Annotated in this window: 19 protein-coding genes; 14 read left to right on the top strand and 5 right to left on the bottom strand. The window is 72.6% G+C overall.

Annotated features, from left to right (window positions below; all coding sequences use genetic code 11):
• Positions 1-175 precede the first annotated feature (175 nt).
• Positions 176-1,849 (bottom strand): electron transfer flavoprotein-ubiquinone oxidoreductase, encoded by a 1,674-nt coding sequence (locus C4T42_RS19175; protein ID WP_103985635.1) that lies wholly within the window; start codon positions 1,847-1,849, stop codon positions 176-178.
• Positions 1,850-2,086: 237 nt separating this feature from the next.
• Between C4T42_RS19175 and C4T42_RS19180 the strand changes: the two genes are divergently transcribed.
• The gene (locus C4T42_RS19180; RefSeq protein ID WP_020094310.1) at positions 2,087-2,992 is read left to right on the top strand and encodes a uracil-DNA glycosylase; all 906 of its coding nucleotides are present in this window, start codon (positions 2,087-2,089) and stop codon (positions 2,990-2,992) included.
• A 155-nt stretch (positions 2,993-3,147) separates the two neighbouring features.
• A complete protein-coding gene (locus C4T42_RS19185; RefSeq protein WP_020094309.1) occupies positions 3,148-4,059 on the top strand; it encodes a neutral zinc metallopeptidase in 912 nt (303 codons plus the stop codon).
• A gap of 147 nt (positions 4,060-4,206) precedes the next feature.
• Here the strand turns inward: C4T42_RS19185 and C4T42_RS19190 are convergent, their stop codons facing one another.
• On the bottom strand, positions 4,207-4,467 hold the full coding sequence (locus C4T42_RS19190) for a hypothetical protein (RefSeq protein ID WP_020094308.1): 261 nt from the start codon (positions 4,465-4,467) through the stop codon (positions 4,207-4,209).
• A gap of 195 nt (positions 4,468-4,662) precedes the next feature.
• Between C4T42_RS19190 and C4T42_RS19195 the strand changes: the two genes are divergently transcribed.
• Positions 4,663-6,285, top strand: coding sequence for an ABC-F family ATP-binding cassette domain-containing protein (locus tag C4T42_RS19195; protein WP_020094307.1), 1,623 nt, complete (start codon positions 4,663-4,665; stop codon positions 6,283-6,285).
• 197 nt (positions 6,286-6,482) lie between these two features.
• Complete coding sequence (locus C4T42_RS19200; RefSeq protein ID WP_026605110.1) at positions 6,483-6,962, top strand: hypothetical protein; 480 nt, start codon at positions 6,483-6,485, stop codon at positions 6,960-6,962.
• Positions 6,963-7,012: 50 nt separating this feature from the next.
• Here C4T42_RS19200 and mnmE read toward each other — a convergent pair whose 3' ends face one another.
• On the bottom strand, positions 7,013-8,338 hold the full coding sequence (gene mnmE, locus C4T42_RS19205) for a tRNA uridine-5-carboxymethylaminomethyl(34) synthesis GTPase MnmE (protein ID WP_020094305.1): 1,326 nt from the start codon (positions 8,336-8,338) through the stop codon (positions 7,013-7,015).
• Positions 8,339-8,460: 122 nt separating this feature from the next.
• Here mnmE and bla point away from each other — a divergent pair, with 122 nt between their 5' ends.
• The 5 genes from bla (at position 8,461) to C4T42_RS19230 (ending at position 12,671) form a co-directional block, all read left to right on the top strand.
• Entirely contained in the window at positions 8,461-9,363 is a 903-nt protein-coding gene (gene bla, locus C4T42_RS19210; RefSeq protein ID WP_103985636.1) for a class A beta-lactamase, read from the top strand.
• A gap of 11 nt (positions 9,364-9,374) precedes the next feature.
• A complete protein-coding gene (locus tag C4T42_RS19215) occupies positions 9,375-9,884 on the top strand; it encodes an aminoacyl-tRNA deacylase (protein ID WP_020094303.1) in 510 nt (169 codons plus the stop codon).
• 78 nt (positions 9,885-9,962) lie between these two features.
• On the top strand, positions 9,963-10,319 hold the full coding sequence (locus tag C4T42_RS19220) for a hypothetical protein (protein WP_020094302.1): 357 nt from the start codon (positions 9,963-9,965) through the stop codon (positions 10,317-10,319).
• Between the two features lie 96 nt (positions 10,320-10,415).
• On the top strand, positions 10,416-11,264 hold the full coding sequence (gene panC, locus C4T42_RS19225) for a pantoate--beta-alanine ligase (RefSeq protein WP_020094301.1): 849 nt from the start codon (positions 10,416-10,418) through the stop codon (positions 11,262-11,264).
• A 117-nt stretch (positions 11,265-11,381) separates the two neighbouring features.
• Positions 11,382-12,671, top strand: coding sequence for a porin (locus tag C4T42_RS19230; protein WP_103985637.1), 1,290 nt, complete (start codon positions 11,382-11,384; stop codon positions 12,669-12,671).
• A gap of 52 nt (positions 12,672-12,723) precedes the next feature.
• On the opposite strand, the gene C4T42_RS19235 is transcribed toward C4T42_RS19230, so the two are convergent.
• The gene (locus tag C4T42_RS19235) at positions 12,724-14,277 is read right to left on the bottom strand and encodes an EAL domain-containing protein (protein ID WP_103985638.1); all 1,554 of its coding nucleotides are present in this window, start codon (positions 14,275-14,277) and stop codon (positions 12,724-12,726) included.
• Between the two features lie 240 nt (positions 14,278-14,517).
• Here C4T42_RS19235 and C4T42_RS19240 point away from each other — a divergent pair, with 240 nt between their 5' ends.
• Both C4T42_RS19240 and C4T42_RS19245 read left to right on the top strand, forming a co-directional pair.
• Positions 14,518-15,390, top strand: a complete 873-nt coding sequence (locus tag C4T42_RS19240; protein WP_244603229.1) for a MipA/OmpV family protein — start codon at positions 14,518-14,520, stop codon at positions 15,388-15,390.
• 68 nt (positions 15,391-15,458) lie between these two features.
• The gene (locus tag C4T42_RS19245; protein ID WP_026605107.1) at positions 15,459-15,680 is read left to right on the top strand and encodes a heavy-metal-associated domain-containing protein; all 222 of its coding nucleotides are present in this window, start codon (positions 15,459-15,461) and stop codon (positions 15,678-15,680) included.
• A gap of 121 nt (positions 15,681-15,801) precedes the next feature.
• Here the strand turns inward: C4T42_RS19245 and C4T42_RS32000 are convergent, their stop codons facing one another.
• Positions 15,802-15,951, bottom strand: coding sequence for a hypothetical protein (locus C4T42_RS32000; protein ID WP_020094296.1), 150 nt, complete (start codon positions 15,949-15,951; stop codon positions 15,802-15,804).
• 407 nt (positions 15,952-16,358) lie between these two features.
• On the opposite strand from C4T42_RS32000, the gene mnmG reads away from it, so the two are divergent.
• From mnmG to C4T42_RS19260, 3 genes are read left to right on the top strand one after another with little or no spacing between them, the layout of a single operon-like run.
• Complete coding sequence (mnmG, locus tag C4T42_RS19250) at positions 16,359-18,260, top strand: tRNA uridine-5-carboxymethylaminomethyl(34) synthesis enzyme MnmG (protein WP_103985640.1); 1,902 nt, start codon at positions 16,359-16,361, stop codon at positions 18,258-18,260.
• A complete protein-coding gene (rsmG, locus tag C4T42_RS19255) occupies positions 18,257-18,892 on the top strand; it encodes a 16S rRNA (guanine(527)-N(7))-methyltransferase RsmG (protein ID WP_103985641.1) in 636 nt (211 codons plus the stop codon). The genes mnmG and rsmG overlap by 4 nt, the downstream gene beginning before the upstream one ends.
• Positions 18,889-19,746: an AAA family ATPase gene (locus tag C4T42_RS19260; protein WP_020094293.1), complete on the top strand. Its 858-nt coding sequence runs from the start codon at positions 18,889-18,891 to the stop codon at positions 19,744-19,746. Before rsmG ends, C4T42_RS19260 begins: the two co-directional genes overlap by 4 nt.
• The last annotated feature ends 15 nt before the right edge of the window (positions 19,747-19,761 follow it).

Consider the following 19,761-nt stretch of genomic DNA (forward strand, 5'->3'; position numbering starts at 1 on the left):
CCGCAAGGCGAAAGGATGGCGCGGGGGTTGTGGCCGGGTTGGTCGGCCGTCCCGTCATCGCGAGCGCAGCGAAGCGACCCAGGGCGGCGGGACGTCTGCCCACGGAGCGGTTCACTGGATTGCTTCGCTGCGCTCGCAAAGACGTGAGCCTCGGCCCCTCGGCCGAGGGCTGACCTCACATGTTCGGGTAGTTCGGCCCGCCCGGACCCTCCGGCGTCACCCAGTCGATGTTCTGGTTCGGATCCTTGATGTCGCAGGTCTTGCAGTGGACGCAGTTCTGCGCGTTGATCTGGTAGCGCACGCCGTCGCTGGCTGAAGAATCCTCCACCCACTCGTAGACGCCGGCCGGGCAGTAGCGGCCGGACGGGCCGCCGTAGACGTCGTGCTCGGAGCGCTTCTGCAGCTCCAGGTCGCGGACCTTGAGGTGCGGCGGCTGGTCCTCCTCGTGGTTGGTGTTCGAGAGGTAGACCGAGGACAGCCGGTCGAAGGTCAGCTTGCCGTCCGGCTTCGGATAGACGATCGGCGTCACCTCCGAGAGCGGCTTGAGGCAGGCGTGATCCGGCTTGCCGTGGGACAGCGTGCCGAACGGCGAGGCGCCGAGGATGCTGGTCGCCCACATGTCGATCCCGCCGAGCCCGACGCCGACCAGCGTGCCGTACTTGGACCAGAGCGGCTTGACGTTGCGCACCGCCTTCAGGTCCTGCCCGATCGGGCTGTTGCGCCATCCGGCCTCGTAGGCGGTGAGCTCGTCGCCGGCGCGGCCCGCCTTCAGGGCGTCCGCGATGGCGTCGGCCGCCTGCATGCCGGACAGCACCGCGTTGTGCGAGCCCTTGATCCGCGGCACGTTCACGAAGCCGGCCGAGCATCCGACGAGGCACCCACCGGGGAAGACCAGCTTGGGCACCGACTGCCAGCCGCCCTCCATGATGGCGCGCGCGCCGTAGCCGATGCGCTTGGCGCCCTCGAAGGTCTCGGCGATCATCGGGTGGGTCTTGAAGCGCTGGAACTCCTCGAACGGCGACAGGGTCGGGTTCTCGTAGTTCAGGTGCGTGACGAAGCCGACCGAGAGCAGGTGGTCATCGAAGTGGTAGAGCCAGGAGCCGCCGCCGGCCTTGTTGGGCAGCGGCCAGCCCATCGTGTGCTGCACCAACCCGGGCTCGAACTTGCCGGGCGCGAGCTGCCAGAGCTCCTTCACGCCGAGCCCGTACTTGAAGTGGTCGCTGTGCCGGTTGAGTTCGAACCGCTGGATCAGACCCTTGGTCAGGTTGCCGCGGGCGCCCTCGCCGAACACCGTGTACTTGGCGCGCAGCTCCATGCCGCGGGTGTAGTCCTCGCGCGGCTCGCCGGACCGGCCGATGCCGAGATCGCCCGTGGCTACGCCCGCCACGGCGCCGTTGCCGTCGAACAGCACCTCGGAGGCCGGGAAACCCGGGTAGATCTCGACGCCGAGCGCCTCGGCCTGGGCGCCGAGGTACTTGCAGACGTTCGAGAGCGAGCCGACGAAGTTGCCGTGGTTCGACATGAGCTTGGGGAAGAACACGTTCGGCAGGGTGATGCCGCTGTTCTTGGTGAGCATCATGAACTCGTCGCGCTGCACCTCCGTCTTGAGCGGCCGCTCCGGGTCCTGGCGCCACTCCGGCAGGAGCCGGTCGAGGCCGATCGGGTCGATCACCGCCCCCGACAGGATGTGGGCGCCGACCTCCGAGCCCTTCTCGACGACGACGACCGAGATCTCCTCGCCGATCTCGGCGGCGCGCTGCTTCAGGCGGATCGCGGTGGCGAGGCCGGCCGGGCCGGCGCCCACCACGACCACGTCGAAATCCATGCTCTCGCGTTCGGGCAGCGCCATCCTCGGGTTCCTTTTCTTGTTCCGGCGCCCGGTTCGTCGCCGGGCCGGCCTTCCTGATGCCGTCTCAAGCGATTCCAAGCTAGAAAGGCAAGTTGCCGACGCTCAAGCTCAAGGCAAAGTTCCCTTTGCCGCAGGGGACGGCGTCACAGCGCTGCGCCGCGCCGCGCTGTTCGGTCACGCAAGTCCTTGCCACCCGGACCGATTCGGCGAGTTGTCCACAGGCCCCGGCGATCCCACATGCTGAGTCCCATGCCGAGCCCCACCGACGCGCAAGCCGACCTGATCGCCTATCTCGACTTCCACGTGGAGGCCGGGGCCGACGCGGCGCTCGACGAGCAGCCGCACGACCGCTTCAACGAGGCCGACACGCCCGCGCCTACCCTGCGCACGCCGCGCCGGGCGCCCCCCCGGGCCGCCGAGCAGCCGGTCAGCCCGGTCGCCAACACGCTCGTGCCGCCCCCCGGATCGGCGCCCCCGGGCACGGCCGCGCCCATCGCGGCGCCGCGCACCTTCGGCCGCGCCGCCAGCGCCCAGCCCGACGAGGCCGCGAGCGACGCCCGCGCTAGGGCGCGGCAGGCCAAGTCCCTCGACGAGCTCGAACGGATTCTCGCGGATTTCGACGCCTGCCCGCTGCGCTTCACGGCGAAGAACCTCGTCTTCGCCGACGGCAATCCCGAGGCGCGGGTGATGTTTCTCGGCGAGGCGCCCGGCGCCGACGAGGACCGGATCGGCAAGCCGTTCATGGGCCGCTCAGGCCAGCTCCTCGACAAGATGATGAAGGCGGTCGGGCTCGACCGGACGAGCGCCTATATCGGCAACATCGTGCCCTGGCGGCCGCCGGGCAACCGCAACCCGACCCCCCAGGAGGTGGCCGTGTGCCGGCCCTTCGTGGAGCGCCAGATCGAACTCGTCGACCCGGACATCATCGTCTGCCTCGGCGCGCCCGCGACCCAGACGCTGACCGGCACCAAGGACGGCATCCTGCGGACCCGAGGCCGCCTCTTCCCGTACAAGTTGCCGAGCCGCGAGGTGAAGCTGCTCGCCACGCTCCACCCAGCCTTCCTGCTGCGCCAGCCGGTCCAGAAGCGCCTCGCGTGGCGGGACTTCCGGTCCCTGCGCGCCCTCCTCGACGGGAAAGCGTGACCGCGAGCTTGACCGGAGTGACGGAACCGGCTCTCCCCTCCCGCCATTAGAGCTTCGTTCCCGCTGCTGGCGCGCCATCGGCCGGACACGACGACGCACAGCCAATCCCGGCCCGCCCGAGGCGGCCGGCGCAGCACTGATGGCGGGACCCAACCATGCGCTGGGAAGATCTACGCAGCTCCGACAACGTCGAGGATCGCCGGGGCGAGGGCGGCGGCGGTGGCGGCATGGGCTTTCCCGGCGGCGGCGCCGGCGGGCTCGGCATCGGCACCATCGTGGTGCTGCTGATCATCAGCTACTTCACGGGCATCAACCCGGCGATCCTGATCGGCGGGGCTCAGCAGATCGGCGGCGGCGGCCGCAGCCAGCAGGAGCAGGTCGACCCGCAGACCCAGGCCAAGCGGCGCCAGGCCCCGACCGACGAGAGCGGCCGGTTCGCCTCCAAGATCCTCGGCAACACCGAGGACGTGTGGAGTCAGATCCTGCCGCAGCAGACCGGCAAGCAGTACACTCCGACGACGCTGGTGCTCTACACCGGCGGCACGCGCTCCGGCTGCGGCTCGGCCCAGGCCGCGATGGGCCCGTTCTACTGCCCGCTCGACAAGAAGGTCTATCTCGACACCGGCTTCTTCAAGGAGATGGCCTCGAAGTTCGGCGTGAAGGGCGACTTCGCCTACGCGTACGTGATCGCCCACGAGGTCGGCCACCACGTCCAGGACGTGCTCGGCATCCTCGGCAAGGTCCAGCAGCGCCAGCAGCAGGCCTCCAGCAAGACCGAGGCGAATGCCCTCTCGGTGCGGATCGAGCTGATGGCCGACTGCCTCGCCGGCGTCTGGGCCAAGAACTCCAACGACAAGTACGCCGAGCTCGAGCAGGGCGACATCGACGAAGCGCTGAACGCCGCCGCGCAGATCGGCGACGACGCGCTCCAGCAGCGCTCGCGGGGCTACGTGGTGCCGGATTCCTTCACCCACGGCTCCTCGGCCCAGCGCCAGCGCTGGTTCATGGCCGGCTACAAGAGCGGCCAGACCAAGTCCTGCGACACGTTCCGGACGGCCAATAACTGAAGGCGGATCGCGGCTTCACGAGCCGCCCCCGTCATCGCGAGCGCAGCGAAGCGACCCAGGGTAACGTGACGTCGCCGGATGTGGCGCCGCTGGATTGCTTCGCTGCGCCCGCGATGACGGCGCGCCGAGACCCGGCGGGCACGGGCCTCACCCCCGGCTCAGCCGCCGCGCGTTCGCCTGGACCTTCCGCCGGTAGCTGCGGATCACCTTGCCGTTCGAGGCGCCTGCGGCGAGCATGAGGGCCGCCTCGCCGGCGGCCAGCATCTTCTCCGTCACCATGAGCTGCGCCTCGGCCTGGGCCGCGGGGCCGCCGAGGGCGAACATCGCCATGCGCTGGGCGATGACGCCCTGCGCCTCCAGCCCCAGCATGGCCATGTCCATGCCCGTCATCCACCAACCGAACAGCATCGCGATCCTCATGTTGCCCAGGGCAACGGCCGAGCCTCATCCTGGGTCCCGGGATGCGCCCAGGCCTGCGCCGGACGCAAGCGTTATCCCGCACTGCGGCACCCTGCCTTTGCGCCGCGTCGGCCGATGCCGTAAGCGGCCGGGATACTCCCGGACACCTTCCGGACAGCGACCTCCCGGACAGCGCCCGCCGCCATGATACGCCTGGACAAGATCACCAAGCAGAACGGGCGGCAGCTCGTCTTCATCGAGGCCTCGGCCGCCCTCCAGCGGGGCGAGAAGGTCGGCCTGGTCGGCCCGAACGGGGCCGGCAAGACCACCCTGTTCCGGATGATCATCGGCCAGGAGCAGCCCGACGAGGGCCAGGTCGCGGCCGACCGGGGCATCACCATCGGCTATTTCAGCCAGGACGTCGGCGAGATGTCCGGCCGCAGCGTCGTCACCGAGGTGATGGACGGCGCCGGCCCGGTGAGCGCGGTCGCGGCCGAGCTCGCCGAGCTCGGCGCGGCGCTCGCCGACCCGGACCGCGCCGACGAGATGGACGCCCTGGTCGAGCGCTACGGCGAGGTCCAGGCCCGGTTCGAGGAGCTCGACGGCTACGCCCTGGAGGGCCGGGCCCGCGAGGTGCTCGACGGGCTGAGCTTCAGCCAGGAGATGATGGACGGCGACGTCGGCGCCCTCTCGGGCGGCTGGAAGATGCGCGTCGCGCTCGCCCGCATCCTGCTGATGCGCCCGGACGTGATGCTCCTCGACGAGCCGTCCAACCACCTCGACATCGAGAGCCTGATCTGGCTCGAATCGTTCCTGAAGGGCTACGACGGCGCCCTGCTGATGACCTCGCACGACCGCGAGTTCATGAACCGCATCGTCACCAAGATCATCGAGATCGACGCCGGCGCGCTCACTACCTACTCGGGCGACTACGCCTTCTACGAGGGCCAGCGGAAGCTCAACGAGGCGCAGGCCCAGGCGCAGTACGAGCGCCAGCAGGCGATGCTGGCGAAGGAGATCGCCTTCATCGAGCGGTTCAAGGCGCGGGCCTCCCACGCCGCCCAGGTGCAGAGCCGGGTGAAGAAGCTCGACAAGATCGAGCGCGTCGAGCCGCCCCGGCGGCGGCAATCGGTGGCCTTCGAGTTCCAGCCGGCACCGCGCTCGGGCGACGACGTCGTGATGCTCAAGGGCGTGAACAAGCGCTACGGCAGCCGCACGATCTACGAGGGACTCGACTTCTCGGTGCGGCGCAAGGAGCGCTGGTGCGTGATGGGCATCAACGGCGCCGGCAAGTCGACGCTGCTCAAGCTCGTCACCGGCACCACCGCGCCCGACGACGGCTCGGTCACGGTCGGCGGCAGCGTCAAGCTCGGCTACTTCGCCCAGCACGCCATGGACCTGCTCGACGGCGACCGCACGGTGTTCCAGACCCTGGAGGATTCCTTCCCGCAGGCCGGCCAGGGGTCGCTGCGGGCGCTGGCCGGCTGCTTCGGCTTCTCGGGCGACGACGTCGAGAAGCGCTGCCGGGTGCTCTCGGGCGGCGAGAAGGCCCGGCTGGTCATGGCGCTGATGCTCTACGACCCGCCGAATTTCCTGGTGCTCGACGAGCCGACCAACCACCTCGACATGGGCACCAAGGAGATGCTGATCGAGGCGCTGGCCAATTACGAGGGGACGATGCTGTTCGTGTCCCACGACCGGCACTTCCTGGCCGCCCTCTCGAACCGGGTGCTCGAGGTCACGCCGGAGGGCATCCACCAGTACGGCGGCGGCTACACCGAGTACGTGGCCCGCACCGGCCAGGAGGCGCCGGGCCTCCGGAGCTGACGGTCCGCTCCGTCCTCGCGGGCGCAGCGAAGCGACCGAGGACAGCGCGTCCCGGCGAGGCCCGGCGCTGCTGGATCGCTTCGCCGCGCTCCCGAGGACGGCGGAGGGTTCCGGCCGGAAGCCCTGCGACCGGCGCGCCGCTATCGCCCCCCGGCGCCCCGCGCTAGGCTGCGCCGAAACGGCCCGGGTGAGACGCCGTGCGACGCCTGCTGAAGTTCCTCCACACGATGGGGTCCGCGGGGCTGCTAGGGGCCATGGCGTCCCTGGTCGTCATGCTGAGCCTGTCGCCCGCGCCGTCCGCCCTAGCGGGCTACGCGGCGACGCGGGGCGCGATGGGCGCGGTCGCCACCTGGATCTTCCTGCCCGCCCTGGCGGTGACGCTGATGTCGGGCCTGCTGGCGATGGCGCTGAACCGCGCCTTCCTCAACGCCGGCTGGGCGTGGGTGAAGCTCGCCACCGGCGTCCTGATGTTCGAGGGCGGGCTGGTCTACGTCCAGGGCCCGATGAAGCAGGAGGCGGAGCAGAGCGCCCGCGCGCTGGCGGGCCTCGTCGATCCCGCGGTGCTGGCCGTCTCGCTGACCGGCGAGCGCGGCACCCTCTGGGTCCTGCTGGCGGTCGCGACCGCGAACGTGGCGCTCGGGATCTGGCGGCCGCGGATCCTGCGGATCCCCCAGTAGCGAAGCCGCGTCGGGCCCGATCCCAGCCCGATTGATTGCCGGCTTTAAATCTATTTCCCGATACAGAACCCGCTGAACAGCCGGTCGAGGACGTCCTCGACGCCGACATGGCCCGCGACCGCGCCGAGCGCCCGCACCGCGAGCCGCAGATCCTCCGCAGCCAGCTCCGGGAGACCGCCGGCACTCCCTGAGACGCGATCGAGATGGCCGATGCAGGCCTCCAGCGCGGCCCTGTGCCGGGCGCGGGTGATCAGCGCGTCGCCGGTGCCGAGACCGTCTTCGGCCGCGGCCTGGATCGCATCGAGTAGGGCGTCCATGCCGGCGCCGGTATGGGCCGAGACCGTCACGTCCGCCGGATCACCCCCCTGTTCTGAGCCGGCAAAAAGATCGGCTTTGGTACGCACGGTCAGGACCGGGCCCCGCGCCGGCCCGAGATCCGGGACCGCGCCGCCGGGGGGCTTGAGGGCGACCACGAGATCGGCCGTGTCGATCCGCGCCCGCGTCCGCACGATCCCCGCCGCCTCGATCGGCTCCGCGGTCTCGCGGAGCCCGGCTGTGTCGACCAGCAGGACCGGGAGGCCGCCGAGGTCGAGCCGCACCTCGATGGCGTCGCGGGTCGTCCCCGGGCTGTCCGACACGATGGCTACGTCCCGTCGGCTCAGCGCGTTCAGCAGGGTCGATTTCCCGCTGTTGGGAGACCCCGCCAGCACCACCGTGAACCCGTCACGCAGGCGCTCGCCGCGCTGGCCGTCGCGCAGCGCCGCGGCGATCGCGTCGCGCAGGCGGGCGGCGCGGTCGAGCAGCGCCGCGTCGAGCCCGGCATCGTCCACGTCCCCCTCGTCGGCGAAGTCCAGCGCGGCCTCCGCGGCGGCGAGGCAGTCGATCGCCTCCGCGCGCCACGCGGCCACCTGCCGGCTGAGCGCGCCGTCGAGCTGGCGCAGGGCCTGCCGGCGCTGGCCCTCGGTCTCCGCGTCGATCAGGTCGGCGACGGCCTCCGCCTCGGCGAGATCCATCCGCCCGTTGAGGACGGCCCGCCGGGTGAAAGCCCCGGGCTCGGCGGCCCGGCAGCCCGGGAGGCGGGCGAGGGTGGCGAGGACGCGCATCCGCACGGCCGCGCCACCGTGCAGGTGCAGCTCGCCCATATCCTCGCCGCTGTAGGTGTTCGGCCCGGGAAACCAGGCCACCAGCGCCCGGTCGAGCTCGGTGCCGTCGTGGGGATCCCGGAGGCTCCGCAGCGACAGCCGGCGGGGCGGCGGCAGGCGTCCGCCCAGGGCGACGAGCGCGTCGCGCGCGGCCGGGCCGCTGATGCGGATCACCGCGACGGCGGCCCGGCCGAAGCCGCTGGCCGGCGCGAAGAGGGTGTCGGTATCGATCATGTTCCCACAGGGCCGCGCGAGGGGCGGAGTTTCACGTGAAACAATCGCGGCCGCCCTATACCATCCCGGCGCCGACGCGCCGCGCCCGCTTGCGCCGTCGCGATCTCGAACGGGGATCCGCCATGATCGTCTGGACCCGCCGCGCCGTCGGCCTCGGCCTGCTCGCCGCGCCCCTCGCCGCCGCCCTCCCCGCGTCCCCGGTCCTGTCCGCGCGCGCCGCGGAGGCCGAGCCGGACTGGGCCGCCATCGAGCGCCGGCTCGGCGGCCGCCTCGGGATCGCGGCCGCCTCGGCGGACCGCGTCCTCGCCGCCTACCGCGCCGACGCGCGCTTCCCGATGTGCAGCACCTTCAAGGCGCTGGCGGTGGCGGCGGTCCTGGCGCGGGTCGATGCCGGCCGCGAGACCCTCGACCGGGTCGTCAGCTACGGGGCCGGGGACCTCCTGAGCTACGCGCCCGTGACCCGGAATGCGCTGGAGGCCTGCGCCGGGACCGGGCGGATGAGCGTCGCGGACCTGTGCGCGGCCACGCTGATCTGGAGCGACAACACGGCCGCCAACCTGCTCCTAGCGGATCTCGGCGGGCCCGAGGCGCTGACCGCGTGGCTGCGGACCACCGGCGATCCCGTCACCCGCCTCGACCGGACCGAGCCGACCCTTAACACCGCGTTGCCCGGCGACCCGCGCGACACGACCACGCCGGACGCCATGCGGGCGACCCTAGGCCGTGTCCTCCTCGGAACCGTCCTGTCGCCGGCCTCGCGCGCCCGGCTGGAGGCCTGGATGGTCGCCTGCGAGACCGGCCGGAAGCGCCTGCGGGCCGGCCTCCCGCCCGGCTGGATCGCGGGCGACAAGACCGGGAGCGGCGACAACGGCACCGTCAACGACGTGGCGATCCTCCGGCCGCCGGGGCGCGCGCCGATCCTCGCGGCGGTCTACGTCACGGAATCGACCGCCTCCCCCGACACCTGCGCGGCGGCCTACGCGGAGATCGGCCGCCTCATCGCCGCGCGCGCCCATTCGACCTGACCGGACGAACCATGAAGACAGCCGCCAAGACGCCCAACAAGACACTTTCCAAGACGACCCGCGCGACGCTCGCCCTCGACAAGGCCGGCATCCGGTACAGCCTCCACGTCTACGCGTACGATCCGGACGCGCCGCGCATCGGCCTGCAGGCCGCGGAGGCGCTCGGGGTGGACCCGGGACGCGTGCTGAAGACCCTGATGGCGTCGGTCGACGGACGGACGGTCTGCCTGCTCGTGACCTCCGACAGGGAGGTGTCGATGAAGCGGGTCGCCGCCGCCTTCTCGGGCAAGGCCGCGTCCATGCTCAAGCCGGCCGACGCCGAGCGGCTGACCGGCTACCATGTCGGCGGGATCAGCCCGCTCGGACAGAAGCGGTCCTTCCCGACCGCGATCGACGCCGGATCCTTGACCGAGCCGGCGGCCGAGATCCACGTCAACGGCGGCGGCCGCGGCTTGCAGATCCGGCTGACCGAGGGCGATCTGGCCGCCGTCCTGGACGCCCTCGTCGTGCCGCTGACGTGATCCCGCGGTAATCACTCGTTTACCCTGCCGTCGCACGGTGTCGCCTTCCGACAGAGACGAAGGCGGCGCAGGGGCGGCATGCGGGAGACGGCACGCAGGGCGGTGACGGCGCTCGGACTCGTCCTGCTGCTCGCGGTACCGGGCCGGGCGGCCGATCTCGACGTCCGCTACGGCGCCGAGGCGGGCGTGGGCGGCAGCCCCCGCTTCTTCCCGCGCAACGACGGCCTCGACCGTCGGCCGGTCTACGCGGTCCGGTCCCGTCGCGTGCCGGTGGGCTGCACGCCCCGGCGGGTGCCCGTGCCGACCAACGCCCCGGACGATCCGAGCTACGTCGGCTCCGAGTACGGCCTGGGGCATCCGAGCTATTACGGCTTCACGCCGCCGCTGGGCGTGGACGACCCCTTCGGGCGCTCCCTCCTGCCCTACTGCCCCTGACGCCGACCGCGACGACGGGATCCGGCGTCGACTGCTGGATTCCACCGCTCCCCATCATGCTCTAGACCGGCCCTGCCCTCCCCCGGAGCCCGTGCCGTGTCCGAGTCGACCTTCCAGTCCTTCCGCGACCTCGCAGCCCTGCGCGGATGCGTGGCCGCGTGGCGCGCGGCGGGCGAGCGCGTCGTCCTGATCCCGACCATGGGCGCCCTGCACGACGGGCACCTCGCCCTCGTTGCCGAGGCGCGGCGGATCGGCCGCCGGACCGTCGCCAGCATCTTCGTCAATCCCACTCAGTTCGGCCCGAACGAGGATTTCGCCCGCTACCCCCGCGACCTCGACGCGGATCTGGCCCTGCTGGCGGGGGCCGGCGCGGACGCCGCCTGGACGCCCGGCGTCGAGACCATGTACCCGCCGGGCTTCGCCACCCGGATCGAGGTCGCGGGCCTGACCGAGGGGCTGTGCGGGCCGTTCCGGCCCGGCCATTTCGCCGGCGTCGCCACGGTGGTGACCAAGCTCCTCAACCAGGTCCGGCCGGACGTCGCCCTGTTCGGCGAGAAGGACTTCCAGCAGCTCCGCGTGCTCCAGCAGGTAGCGGCGGATCTCGACCTCGCGGTGGAGATCCGCGGCGTGCCGACCGTGCGCGAGCCCGACGGCCTCGCGCTGTCGTCGCGCAACCGCTACCTCTCGGCCGAGGAGCGCGCCGTCGCCCCGAAGCTCCAGGCCGTCCTGGCCGAGATCGCCTCCGCCTCCCGCAACGGCACCCCAGTGGCCGGCCGGATCGCCGCCGGGCGGGCGGCGCTGGAGGCGGCGGGGTTCCGCGTCCAGTACCTCGCGGTCTGCGACGCCCGGACCCTGGTGCCGGTGGAGCGGGTCGACGGCCCGGCCCGCGTCATCGCCGCGGCCTTCCTGGGCCGGACCCGGCTGATCGACAATCGCGCCGTCTAGGCCGGCGCCGGTCCGACCGCCGACGGTCGTGGCCGCCGGGCCACGACGCGCGGATTTCCGGGTTTCACTGCGCCAGGTGATTGGCGCCGCCCTGCCGACCTGCTCTCTGCTGGTCGCGTGATCGGAACGCGCACCGCACCGGCCATCCTGGCCGTGTCCCTCGCCCTGGCGGGCCCCGCCGGCGCCTACGGCGAGGACGCGTTCGAGGGGATGGCCGGCCCCTACGGCGAGCGCCTGCGCTACGACGCGAAGGGGTTGACGCTCACCTTCCCCGAGCCCGACGTGAAGCTCCGGATCGGCGGGCGGCTGCACATCGACGGTGGCGCGGCGGGTTTCAGCCGGCCGGACCTGCCCGAGGCCTTCCCCGACAACGTCGCCGTGCGCCGGGCCTGGATCGAGCCGACGCTCACGATCGGCCGCGACTGGGTGATCGCCTTCCAGTACGATTTCGCCGACCCGATGCTGCCGATCAACGACGCGCTGGTCGCCTGGAAGGGGCTGCCGGACACGATCCTGACGCTCGGCAACATGAAGGAGCCCTTCAGCCTGGAATGGCTGCAGAGCAACAACGACACGCTGTTCGCCGAGCGCTCGGTGGCCAACGCCCTCGTGCCGGAGCGCCGGTTCGGCTTCGCCGCCGGGCACCACAGGGCGGCCTGGACCGCGGTGGCCGGCGTCTTCGGCAACGCCGCCAGCAGCGGCATCGACGGGGACGGTGTCGCGGTGGCGGCCCGCGCCACCGTCGCGCCGATCATGGAAGGGGACGAGACCCTGCATCTCGGTCTCGCCGGGGTCTTCCGCAGCCGGTCCCGGTCGGACGGGGCCTTCAGCTTCTCCAGCCCCGCCGGCGCCTTCCTGTTCGAGCGCCCCCTGGTGGATACGGGCGACCTCCCCGACGCCGCCAGCGTGTCGCGCCTCGGCGCCGAGCTGGCCTATCGCCGCGGCCCGTTCCTGCTGCAGGCCGAGTACATCCGGGCCGCGTTGCAGCCGTTCCGCGGTCCCGGCCAGCCCGGCACCGCGCTCGATTTCCAGAGCGGCTACGTCGAGGCGGCCCTGGTGCTCAACGGCGAGGGCCGCGCCTACGCGCTGACGCCGCAGAGCGGCACCACCTACGCGACCTTCCGGGGCGTGACGGTTCCGGAGGCGCAGCGGCTCTCCCGGGGCGGGATCGGCGTGTTCGAGCTGGCGGTGCGCTACAGCGCCGTCGACCTGGACGCCCGGGGCTTCCGCGGGGGCATGGAGCAGGACGTGACTCTCGGTCTGAGCTGGTATCCCGAGCCCAACCTGCGGCTAATCGGGAACGTCGTCCACGGGCGCGTGCGGCCGGGTGAGGCCCAGTCCGAGACGCTGGGCACCCGCCCGTTCACGGTCGACACGGTGATCGCGCGCCTGCAGATCTACTGGTGACGGGGTGGGCCGGGCCGGCAGCGTGCCCGTGCGTGGCCCCTCACACGGGCCCTCACACGGCCCTGCGCAGCACCGACCGGAACGGGCGCCGCTCCGGCTCCGGCGGGGGCGTCGGCTCCTCGGCGGGCGGGGTCGCCAGGACCTCCGCGCGCACCGGGCGCGGGGCCGCGAAGGCCGTCCCCTGCGCGAACGGCACGTCGAGGTCGATCAGGTCCGGGACGTCGGCCTCGTCGGCGACGCCCGTGGCGACGACGCGGATCCCGGCCCGGGCCAGGGCCGGCGCGGTGTCCTCCAGGGCGATGTCCGACAGGCTGCCGCGGCCCGCGCCGGGCCGGAGCAGCATCTCCGCCGGCACCTTGACCTGCCCGATGCCGAGCGCCGCGAGTTCGGCCGCGTCGAAGCGGAGGTCGTCCGGGCGGTCGAGGCTGAACCCGATCCGGCCCTGCAGGGGCGCGAGCAGGCCCCGCTGGCCGGCATCGAGACGGCGCCAGCTCTCCTGCGGCAGCGCGATGGTCAGGCCGGCCAGGGCCGGGTCGTCGGCGGCCGTGCGGGCCAGCTCGCGCAGGAGGCCGGGCTCGAACAGCGACAGCGGCGACAGCCCGTAGGTCAGCAGGGTCTCGCTGCCGCGCCGGGCGAGGTGGCGGGCCACGATCGTGGCCCGCTGCAGCATGCGGCGGTCGAGTTCGGTGGTGCGCCCGTAGCGCTCCAGCACCGGCAGGAAGATGTCGGGCTCGGCCGGAGGCGCGCCGGGGCCGCCGATCCGCAGCCGGGCCAGCGCCTCGTAAGCCACCACCTTGCGCTGCGGCAGGGTGACCACCGGCTGCAGGTGGATCTCCAGACCGTCCCCCTCGAAGGCCGCGACGATCGCGCCCTCGTCCGCGGAGGGGATTGCGGGGCGGGGCGGGATCGGCCGCGGCGGAATCGGCCGCGCCGGGACGGACGGGGCCGGGGCGAGTTGAGGCCGGGGCGGGACTTGCTCGAGCGGGGCGGCCTGAACCTGCGGAGGCGGTACCGGCACGGGCTGCGGCGACGGGGCCACCGCGGGATCCGGAAGGGCTGCGCCGGGCACCGCGGGCAGCGGCCGGGGCGCCTCGGCGGGTGCGATCGCTGGCCCGATCGCGGGTGTGATCGCGGGCCTGATCTCGGGCGCGATCTCCGGCCGGGCCTTGAGGCCCGCGATCTCGGCATCCTGGGCGCTCACGACCGTGGTGAGGTCGCGGACGATCCCGCTGAGGAGTCCGAACTCGACGGTCAGTTCCTCGATCTGGGCGCGCAGGGCGGCCTCGGCGGTCTCGGGCCGCGGCTGGGCCGCCGCGGTCGCGGCCGCCGTCTCGACCTTGAGCAGGCGCCGGGACAGCAGATCGACCTCGCCGGACAGCTTCTCGCAGCGCGCCTTGAGGGTGGCGATACGGGTCAGGGCGAGACCGCCCGCGAGGGCGGCCGCGGCGCCGAGCGTCAGGGCACTCCAGAGCGGCAGGAACACCGCGAGCGGCCCGAGAACGACGAGCCCGAGAAGGCCGACCGTCAGCAGCCCCGCGTACCGGCCGAGGACCGGGACCATCGTCTGAACACCTGCCGGGAACGCGCGCCGGTCGCCGGGGGACATCCCGAGCGATCCCCACCGGGCGCGAACCGAATCGCAGGATCATTGGCCGCCCGCACCCCGCCCGGCAAGGCTCGGGGACCGCGATGGCGCGTCGCCGCCTGTTAATTCCGGGCGGTGTGACGCCCGCGCCCGCTGGAACGTTGCGGATTCATCACGGCGGACCCGATTGCGGGGCGATCCGGGGAGGGTTGCGCGGCTTGCGAATGCGGACTGGATGAAAAAGGATCATAAAGCGTGGCCATGACGCCCGCCCCCCCGCGTACTCTCCGATTTCGCGCCGTTCTCGGCGCCGGCGCGCTGCTCGCGACCCTCGGCACGACGGCGCCGCGGGCCGCGGATCTCGGCGCGGATCTTCCGCGCACCACGCCGACCTTCGCGATGGTCGATCCCAACACTTGGATCGTCACGCTGAGCGGCTCGATCCAGGCCGTGCCGCGCTATCCGGGCGCGAGCGACTACACGGCCGTCGGCTACCCGTCGATCGACATCCGCCGGGTCGGCGAGCCGCGCCGCTTCTCGACGCCGGATGACGGGTTCAGCTTCTCGCTCTTCGACACCGAGTCGTTCCGCATCGGCCCGACCGCGCGCTTCGTGCCGGGGCGCTACTACGGCGACGACCGGCGCCACCTGTACGGTTTCCGCGACGCCCGCTTCGCCGTGGAGCCCGGCGTGTTCGCGGAGTTCTACCCGGTCTCGTTCATCCGGACCCGCGTCGAGCTGCGCCAGGGCGTCTACGGGCACCACGGAACGGTCGGCTCGGTGGCGGCCGACTACCTGATCCCGGCGGAGAAGTTCCTGTTCTCCATCGGGCCGCGCCTCAATGTCGGCGATGCCAGCTACGCCCGGAAATACTTCGGCGTCTCGCCGATCGAGGCGGCGCTGAACGGGCGCGTCACCCCCTACGACCCGCGCAGCTTCTACTCGGCCGGCGTGCTCGGCGGCGTGACCTACACGCAGAGCGAGACCTGGGCCTACACGGCCTATGCCGGCTACACCCGGATCCTGGGCGCCTCCGGCAACAGCCCGCTGGTGCGGCGCCCGTTCGGCAACCCCAACCAGTATCAGTTCGGCCTGCGCATCGATTACGCCTTCCGCATGCCGGCGCTGTTCTGAGCCGACACCCGGCTTGCGCCGGCCCCGCCGGGTCCCGACATCCCGGGGAGGCGGTTATGGAGGCCCCGATGGACGAGACGCGCGCCGACCTGCTGATGCGGGTCGAGGGCATGACCTGCGACGGCTGCGCCGCCGCGGTGACCCGCACGGTGAAACGGATCGATCCCGCGGCCGACGTGCAGGTCGACCGGGACGCCGCGCGCGTGGCGATCCGCACGGACGCGCAGGCGCTGACCATCGCCGAGGCCCTGACCAAGGCCGGCTACACCGCGACGGCCATGACCGGCTGAGCCGGATCGGCGTCCCGCGTTCGCGGGCCGTGCGGTGCGGTCATCCCGGCCGACGCGACGCTCGGCCGGGAAGCCTTGCGGGCAGCTTGGCCCGAGACGACATGCCCCCGGGAACCCCTTCTCAGGAGCGGCTCAGGAACATCCCGGTCAGGAGCAGGGCGAAGCCCGCGAGGCCGAACAGGCCTTCCTTGCGCCGGGTGCGGTCGAGGAAATGGGCGGCGGCGCCGGCCGCGCAACAGGCGGCGCCCAGGCCGATTGTCAGCGACGACATCTCGAGTCTCCTCCTCGCGCGTCGCTCGGCGGCGCGGCGAAAATGGTCCCTCTCGTGGGCCTGCCGGACGGCGTTGTCCGCACAGGATCGCGTCACGGCGCAAGATTTGCACGGTCCGCAGCGACTGACAAGGCGCGACGCCCAAGTCCTCGCGGGCTCGGCGACAGCAATGCGCGCGGGAACGACAGATCTTCGCGCGGCGGGCGTTCTGAATACCGCATTCAGAGGATCCGCCGGCGCCGGCGGAGAGGGCGTCGTTCCGGCGGGCGGGATGCGTTGACCGGCGCGCCCGCGCGCGCTTAGACCTCCCGGCAGATCCGCCGGTCCCCGCGCCCACCCGCCGTGCACGGCCCGGGGCGCTCCTCGCACCCGCGGCGGGATGTCCGCGAAAGGCTGCTCGGTACCCGATGCTCACCCCCTCCTCCGCCCGATTCGACGTCGCGGTCGTCGGCGGCGGCCATGCCGGCGTCGAGGCCGCCGCCGCCGCGGCGCGCTGCGGCGCGCGCACCGCGCTGGTCACCCACGATCCGGCGACGATCGGGGCGATGTCCTGCAACCCGGCGATCGGCGGCCTCGGCAAGGGCCACCTCGTCCGCGAGGTCGATGCCCTGGACGGGCTGATGGGCCGGGTCGCCGACGCGGCCGGCATCCAGTTCCGCCTGCTCAACCGCCGCAAGGGACCGGCGGTGCGCGGCCCCCGGACCCAGGCCGACCGCAAGCTCTACGCGGCCGCCATGCAGGCGGCCGTGGCCGGGACCGAGGGGCTGACGGTCGTCGCCGGCGCCTGCGAGGACCTGGCCTTCGACGCCGAGGGCCGTCTCCGCGGCCTCGTCCTGGCCGACGGCCGGATCCTCGCCTGCGGCGCGGTGGTGCTGACCACCGGCACCTTCCTGCGCGGCCTGATCCATATCGGCGAGCGGCAGATCCCGGCGGGCCGCGTCGGCGAGGCGCCGGCGGTCGGTCTGGCGCGGACCCTCGACCGGATCGGCCTCCGCCTCGGGCGCCTGAAGACCGGCACGCCCCCGCGCCTCGACGGGCGGACCATCGACTGGTCCGGCCTGGAGATGCAGGAGGCCGACGCCGAGCCAGTGCCGTTCTCGACGCTGACCGAGCGGATCACGACGCCGCAGATCCGCTGCGGCATCACCCGGACGAGCCGGGCCGTCCACGACCTGATCCGCGCCAACCTGCACCGCTCGCCGATGTATTCCGGCGGCATCGCCAGCCGGGGCCCGCGCTACTGCCCGTCGATCGAGGACAAGGTCGTGCGCTTCGGCGACCGCGAGGGCCACCAGATCTTCCTGGAGCCCGAGGGTCTCGACGACCCGACGATCTACCCGAACGGCATCTCCACGGCGCTGCCCGAAGCGGTGCAGCACGATCTCGTCCGCCTGATCCCCGGGCTGGAGCGGGCCGCGATCCTGCGGCCGGGCTACGCCATCGAGTACGATTACGTGGACCCCCGGGAGCTCGACGTCGGCCTCCAGGTGAAGAGCCTGCCGGGCCTGTTCCTGGCCGGCCAGATCAACGGCACCACCGGCTACGAGGAGGCCGCCGGCCAGGGGCTGGTGGCCGGCCTCAACGCCGCCCGGCACGCGGGCGGCCTCGGCATCGCGGGCTTCGACCGGGCCGAGTCGTATCTCGGCGTGATGATCGACGACCTCGTGACCCAGGGAGTCAGCGAGCCGTACCGGATGTTCACCTCGCGCTCGGAGTACCGGCTGTCCCTGCGGGTCGACAACGCCGACGCCCGGCTGACGCCGCGCGGGATCGCGCTGGGCTGCGTCGGGGCACACAGGGCGGGCCATTTCGCGGCCGGGCAGGCGGCCCTCGACGCGGCGCGCGCCCGCCTCGACGCGGTGAGCCTGACGCCGAGCCAGGCCGCGGCCCACGGGATCGTCCTGAACCGCGACGGCATCCGCCGCACCGGCTTCCAGCTCCTCGCCTACCCGGAGATCGGCTGGTCCGACCTGGCGGCGGTGTGGCCGGACCTCGCCGAGGTCGCCCCGCGGATCGCCGACCGGATGAAGACCGACGCGACCTACGCGGTCTATCTCGACCGGCAGGACGCCGACATCGCGGCCTTCCGCCGTGACGAGGCCGTGCGCCTGCCGGCGGGGCTGGACTACGCGGCGATCAGCGGCCTCTCGAATGAGATGCGGGTGAAGCTCGAGACGGTGCGCCCCGGGACCCTCGGACAGGCGGCGCGGATCGAGGGCGTGACCCCGGCCGCCCTCACCCTGCTGGCCGCCCACGCGCGGCGCGGCGCGCGCGCGGCGTCGGCCCCCGCGGACCGGCTCCCGGCATGAGCGATCCGGATCGCGCCCGGGTTCTCGCGGCGGCCGGTGTTTCACGTGAAACAGCCGAGCGGCTCGACCTCTACGTGGCGCAGCTGCGGCGCTGGCAGCCGATCAAGAACCTTGTCGGCCCCGCGACGCTGGCGGAGGTCTGGAGCCGCCACATCGACGACGCGCTGCAGCTCCTCGACCTCGCGCCGGAGGCCCGCACGTGGCTCGATCTCGGCTCCGGGGCGGGCATCCCGGGCCTGATCCTCGCCATCGCCGGCCGGGAGCGCGGCGTCCGGGTCGATCTCGTGGAGAGCAACGCGCGCAAGTGCGCGTTCCTCACCGAGACCGCCCGGCTCACCGGGGCGCCGGCCCGGGTGCGCAACGCCCGCATCGAGGCGGTGATCGGCGAGTACGTCGGGACCGACGTGGTCTGCGCCCGCGCCCTCGCCCCGATGGCGCAGCTCCTCGCCTGGACGGAGCCTCTGTTGAAAACGGGCACCACCGGCCTGTTTCCGAAGGGGCGGGACGTACAAGCAGAATTGACCCAGGCCGGCGCGCAGTGGAGAGTCGTTAACGACCTCGTGCCGAGCCGGACCGATTCCGAAGCCCGGATCGTGCGCGTCACTGCCCTCGCCGCCCCGAGCCACCGATGAGCGAAGCGATCCTCGGCGACCCCGCCGACAGGTCCATGGATTCATCCATGCGACGCCCTCTGCGCGTTCTGGCGCTCGCCAACCAGAAGGGCGGCGTCGGCAAGACCACGACGGCGATCAACCTCGGCACCGCCCTGGCGGCGATCGGCGAGGACGTGCTGGTCGTCGATCTCGACCCGCAGGGCAACGCCTCCACGGGTCTCGGGATCGACCGCGCCAAGCGCCGGGTCTCGACCTACGAGGTCATGGCCGGCGAGGCCTCGCTGGCGCAGGCGGTGGTCCCCACCGCCGTGCCGCGGCTGTCGCTGGCGCCCTCGACCATGGACCTCCTCGGCCTGGAGCTGGAGCTGGCCACCCTCCCCGACCGGGCGCACCGGCTGCGCGGCGTGCTGAAGAGCCTGACGCAGGCACCGAGCCTCAGCCGGATCAGCTACGTGCTGATCGACTGCCCGCCCTCGCTCAACCTGCTGACCATCAACGCGCTGGCGGCCGCCGACGCGGTGCTGGTGCCGCTGCAGTGCGAGTTCTTCGCCCTGGAGGGCCTCAGCCAGCTGCTGCGCACCGTCGAGCAGGTCCGCGGCGCCCTGAACCCGAAGCTGACGATCCAGGGCATCGTGCTGACGATGTTCGACCCGCGCAACAACCTCTCCGCCCAGGTCGTGGCGGACGTGCGCGGCTTCATGGGCGACAAGGTCTACGAGACCGTGATCCCCCGCAACGTCCGGATCTCCGAGGCGCCCTCGCACGGGAAGCCGGCGCTGCTGTACGACCTGAAATGCGCCGGCAGTCAGGCCTACCTGCGCCTCGCCTCGGAGGTGATCCAGCGCGAGGGCCGGGTTCCGGCCGCGGCCTGACGGGTTTGAGTCCCC

Origin of the sequence: Methylobacterium sp. 190mf (assembly GCF_900107945.1) — a bacterium.
Classification (GTDB): Bacteria; Pseudomonadota; Alphaproteobacteria; order Rhizobiales; family Beijerinckiaceae; genus Methylobacterium.

Bases quoted from the DNA above. Each gene is read 5' to 3' on its own strand.
- C4T42_RS19175 (WP_103985635.1), bottom strand. From the start codon at position 1,849: ATGGCGCTGCCCGAACGCGAGAGCATGGATTTCGACGTGGTCGTGGTG.
- C4T42_RS19180 (WP_020094310.1), top strand. From the start codon at position 2,087: ATGCTGAGTCCCATGCCGAGCCCCACCGACGCGCAAGCCGACCTGATC.
- C4T42_RS19185 (WP_020094309.1), top strand. From the start codon at position 3,148: ATGCGCTGGGAAGATCTACGCAGCTCCGACAACGTCGAGGATCGCCGG.
- C4T42_RS19190 (WP_020094308.1), bottom strand. From the start codon at position 4,467: ATGCTGTTCGGTTGGTGGATGACGGGCATGGACATGGCCATGCTGGGG.
- C4T42_RS19195 (WP_020094307.1), top strand. From the start codon at position 4,663: ATGATACGCCTGGACAAGATCACCAAGCAGAACGGGCGGCAGCTCGTC.
- mnmE (WP_020094305.1), bottom strand. From the start codon at position 8,338: ATGATCGATACCGACACCCTCTTCGCGCCGGCCAGCGGCTTCGGCCGG.
- bla (WP_103985636.1), top strand. From the start codon at position 8,461: ATGATCGTCTGGACCCGCCGCGCCGTCGGCCTCGGCCTGCTCGCCGCG.
- C4T42_RS19215 (WP_020094303.1), top strand. From the start codon at position 9,375: ATGAAGACAGCCGCCAAGACGCCCAACAAGACACTTTCCAAGACGACC.
- C4T42_RS19220 (WP_020094302.1), top strand. From the start codon at position 9,963: ATGCGGGAGACGGCACGCAGGGCGGTGACGGCGCTCGGACTCGTCCTG.
- C4T42_RS19235 (WP_103985638.1), bottom strand. From the start codon at position 14,277: ATGTCCCCCGGCGACCGGCGCGCGTTCCCGGCAGGTGTTCAGACGATG.
- C4T42_RS19240 (WP_244603229.1), top strand. From the start codon at position 14,518: ATGACGCCCGCCCCCCCGCGTACTCTCCGATTTCGCGCCGTTCTCGGC.
- C4T42_RS19245 (WP_026605107.1), top strand. From the start codon at position 15,459: ATGGACGAGACGCGCGCCGACCTGCTGATGCGGGTCGAGGGCATGACC.
- C4T42_RS32000 (WP_020094296.1), bottom strand. From the start codon at position 15,951: ATGTCGTCGCTGACAATCGGCCTGGGCGCCGCCTGTTGCGCGGCCGGC.
- mnmG (WP_103985640.1), top strand. From the start codon at position 16,359: ATGCTCACCCCCTCCTCCGCCCGATTCGACGTCGCGGTCGTCGGCGGC.
- rsmG (WP_103985641.1), top strand. From the start codon at position 18,257: ATGAGCGATCCGGATCGCGCCCGGGTTCTCGCGGCGGCCGGTGTTTCA.
- C4T42_RS19260 (WP_020094293.1), top strand. From the start codon at position 18,889: ATGAGCGAAGCGATCCTCGGCGACCCCGCCGACAGGTCCATGGATTCA.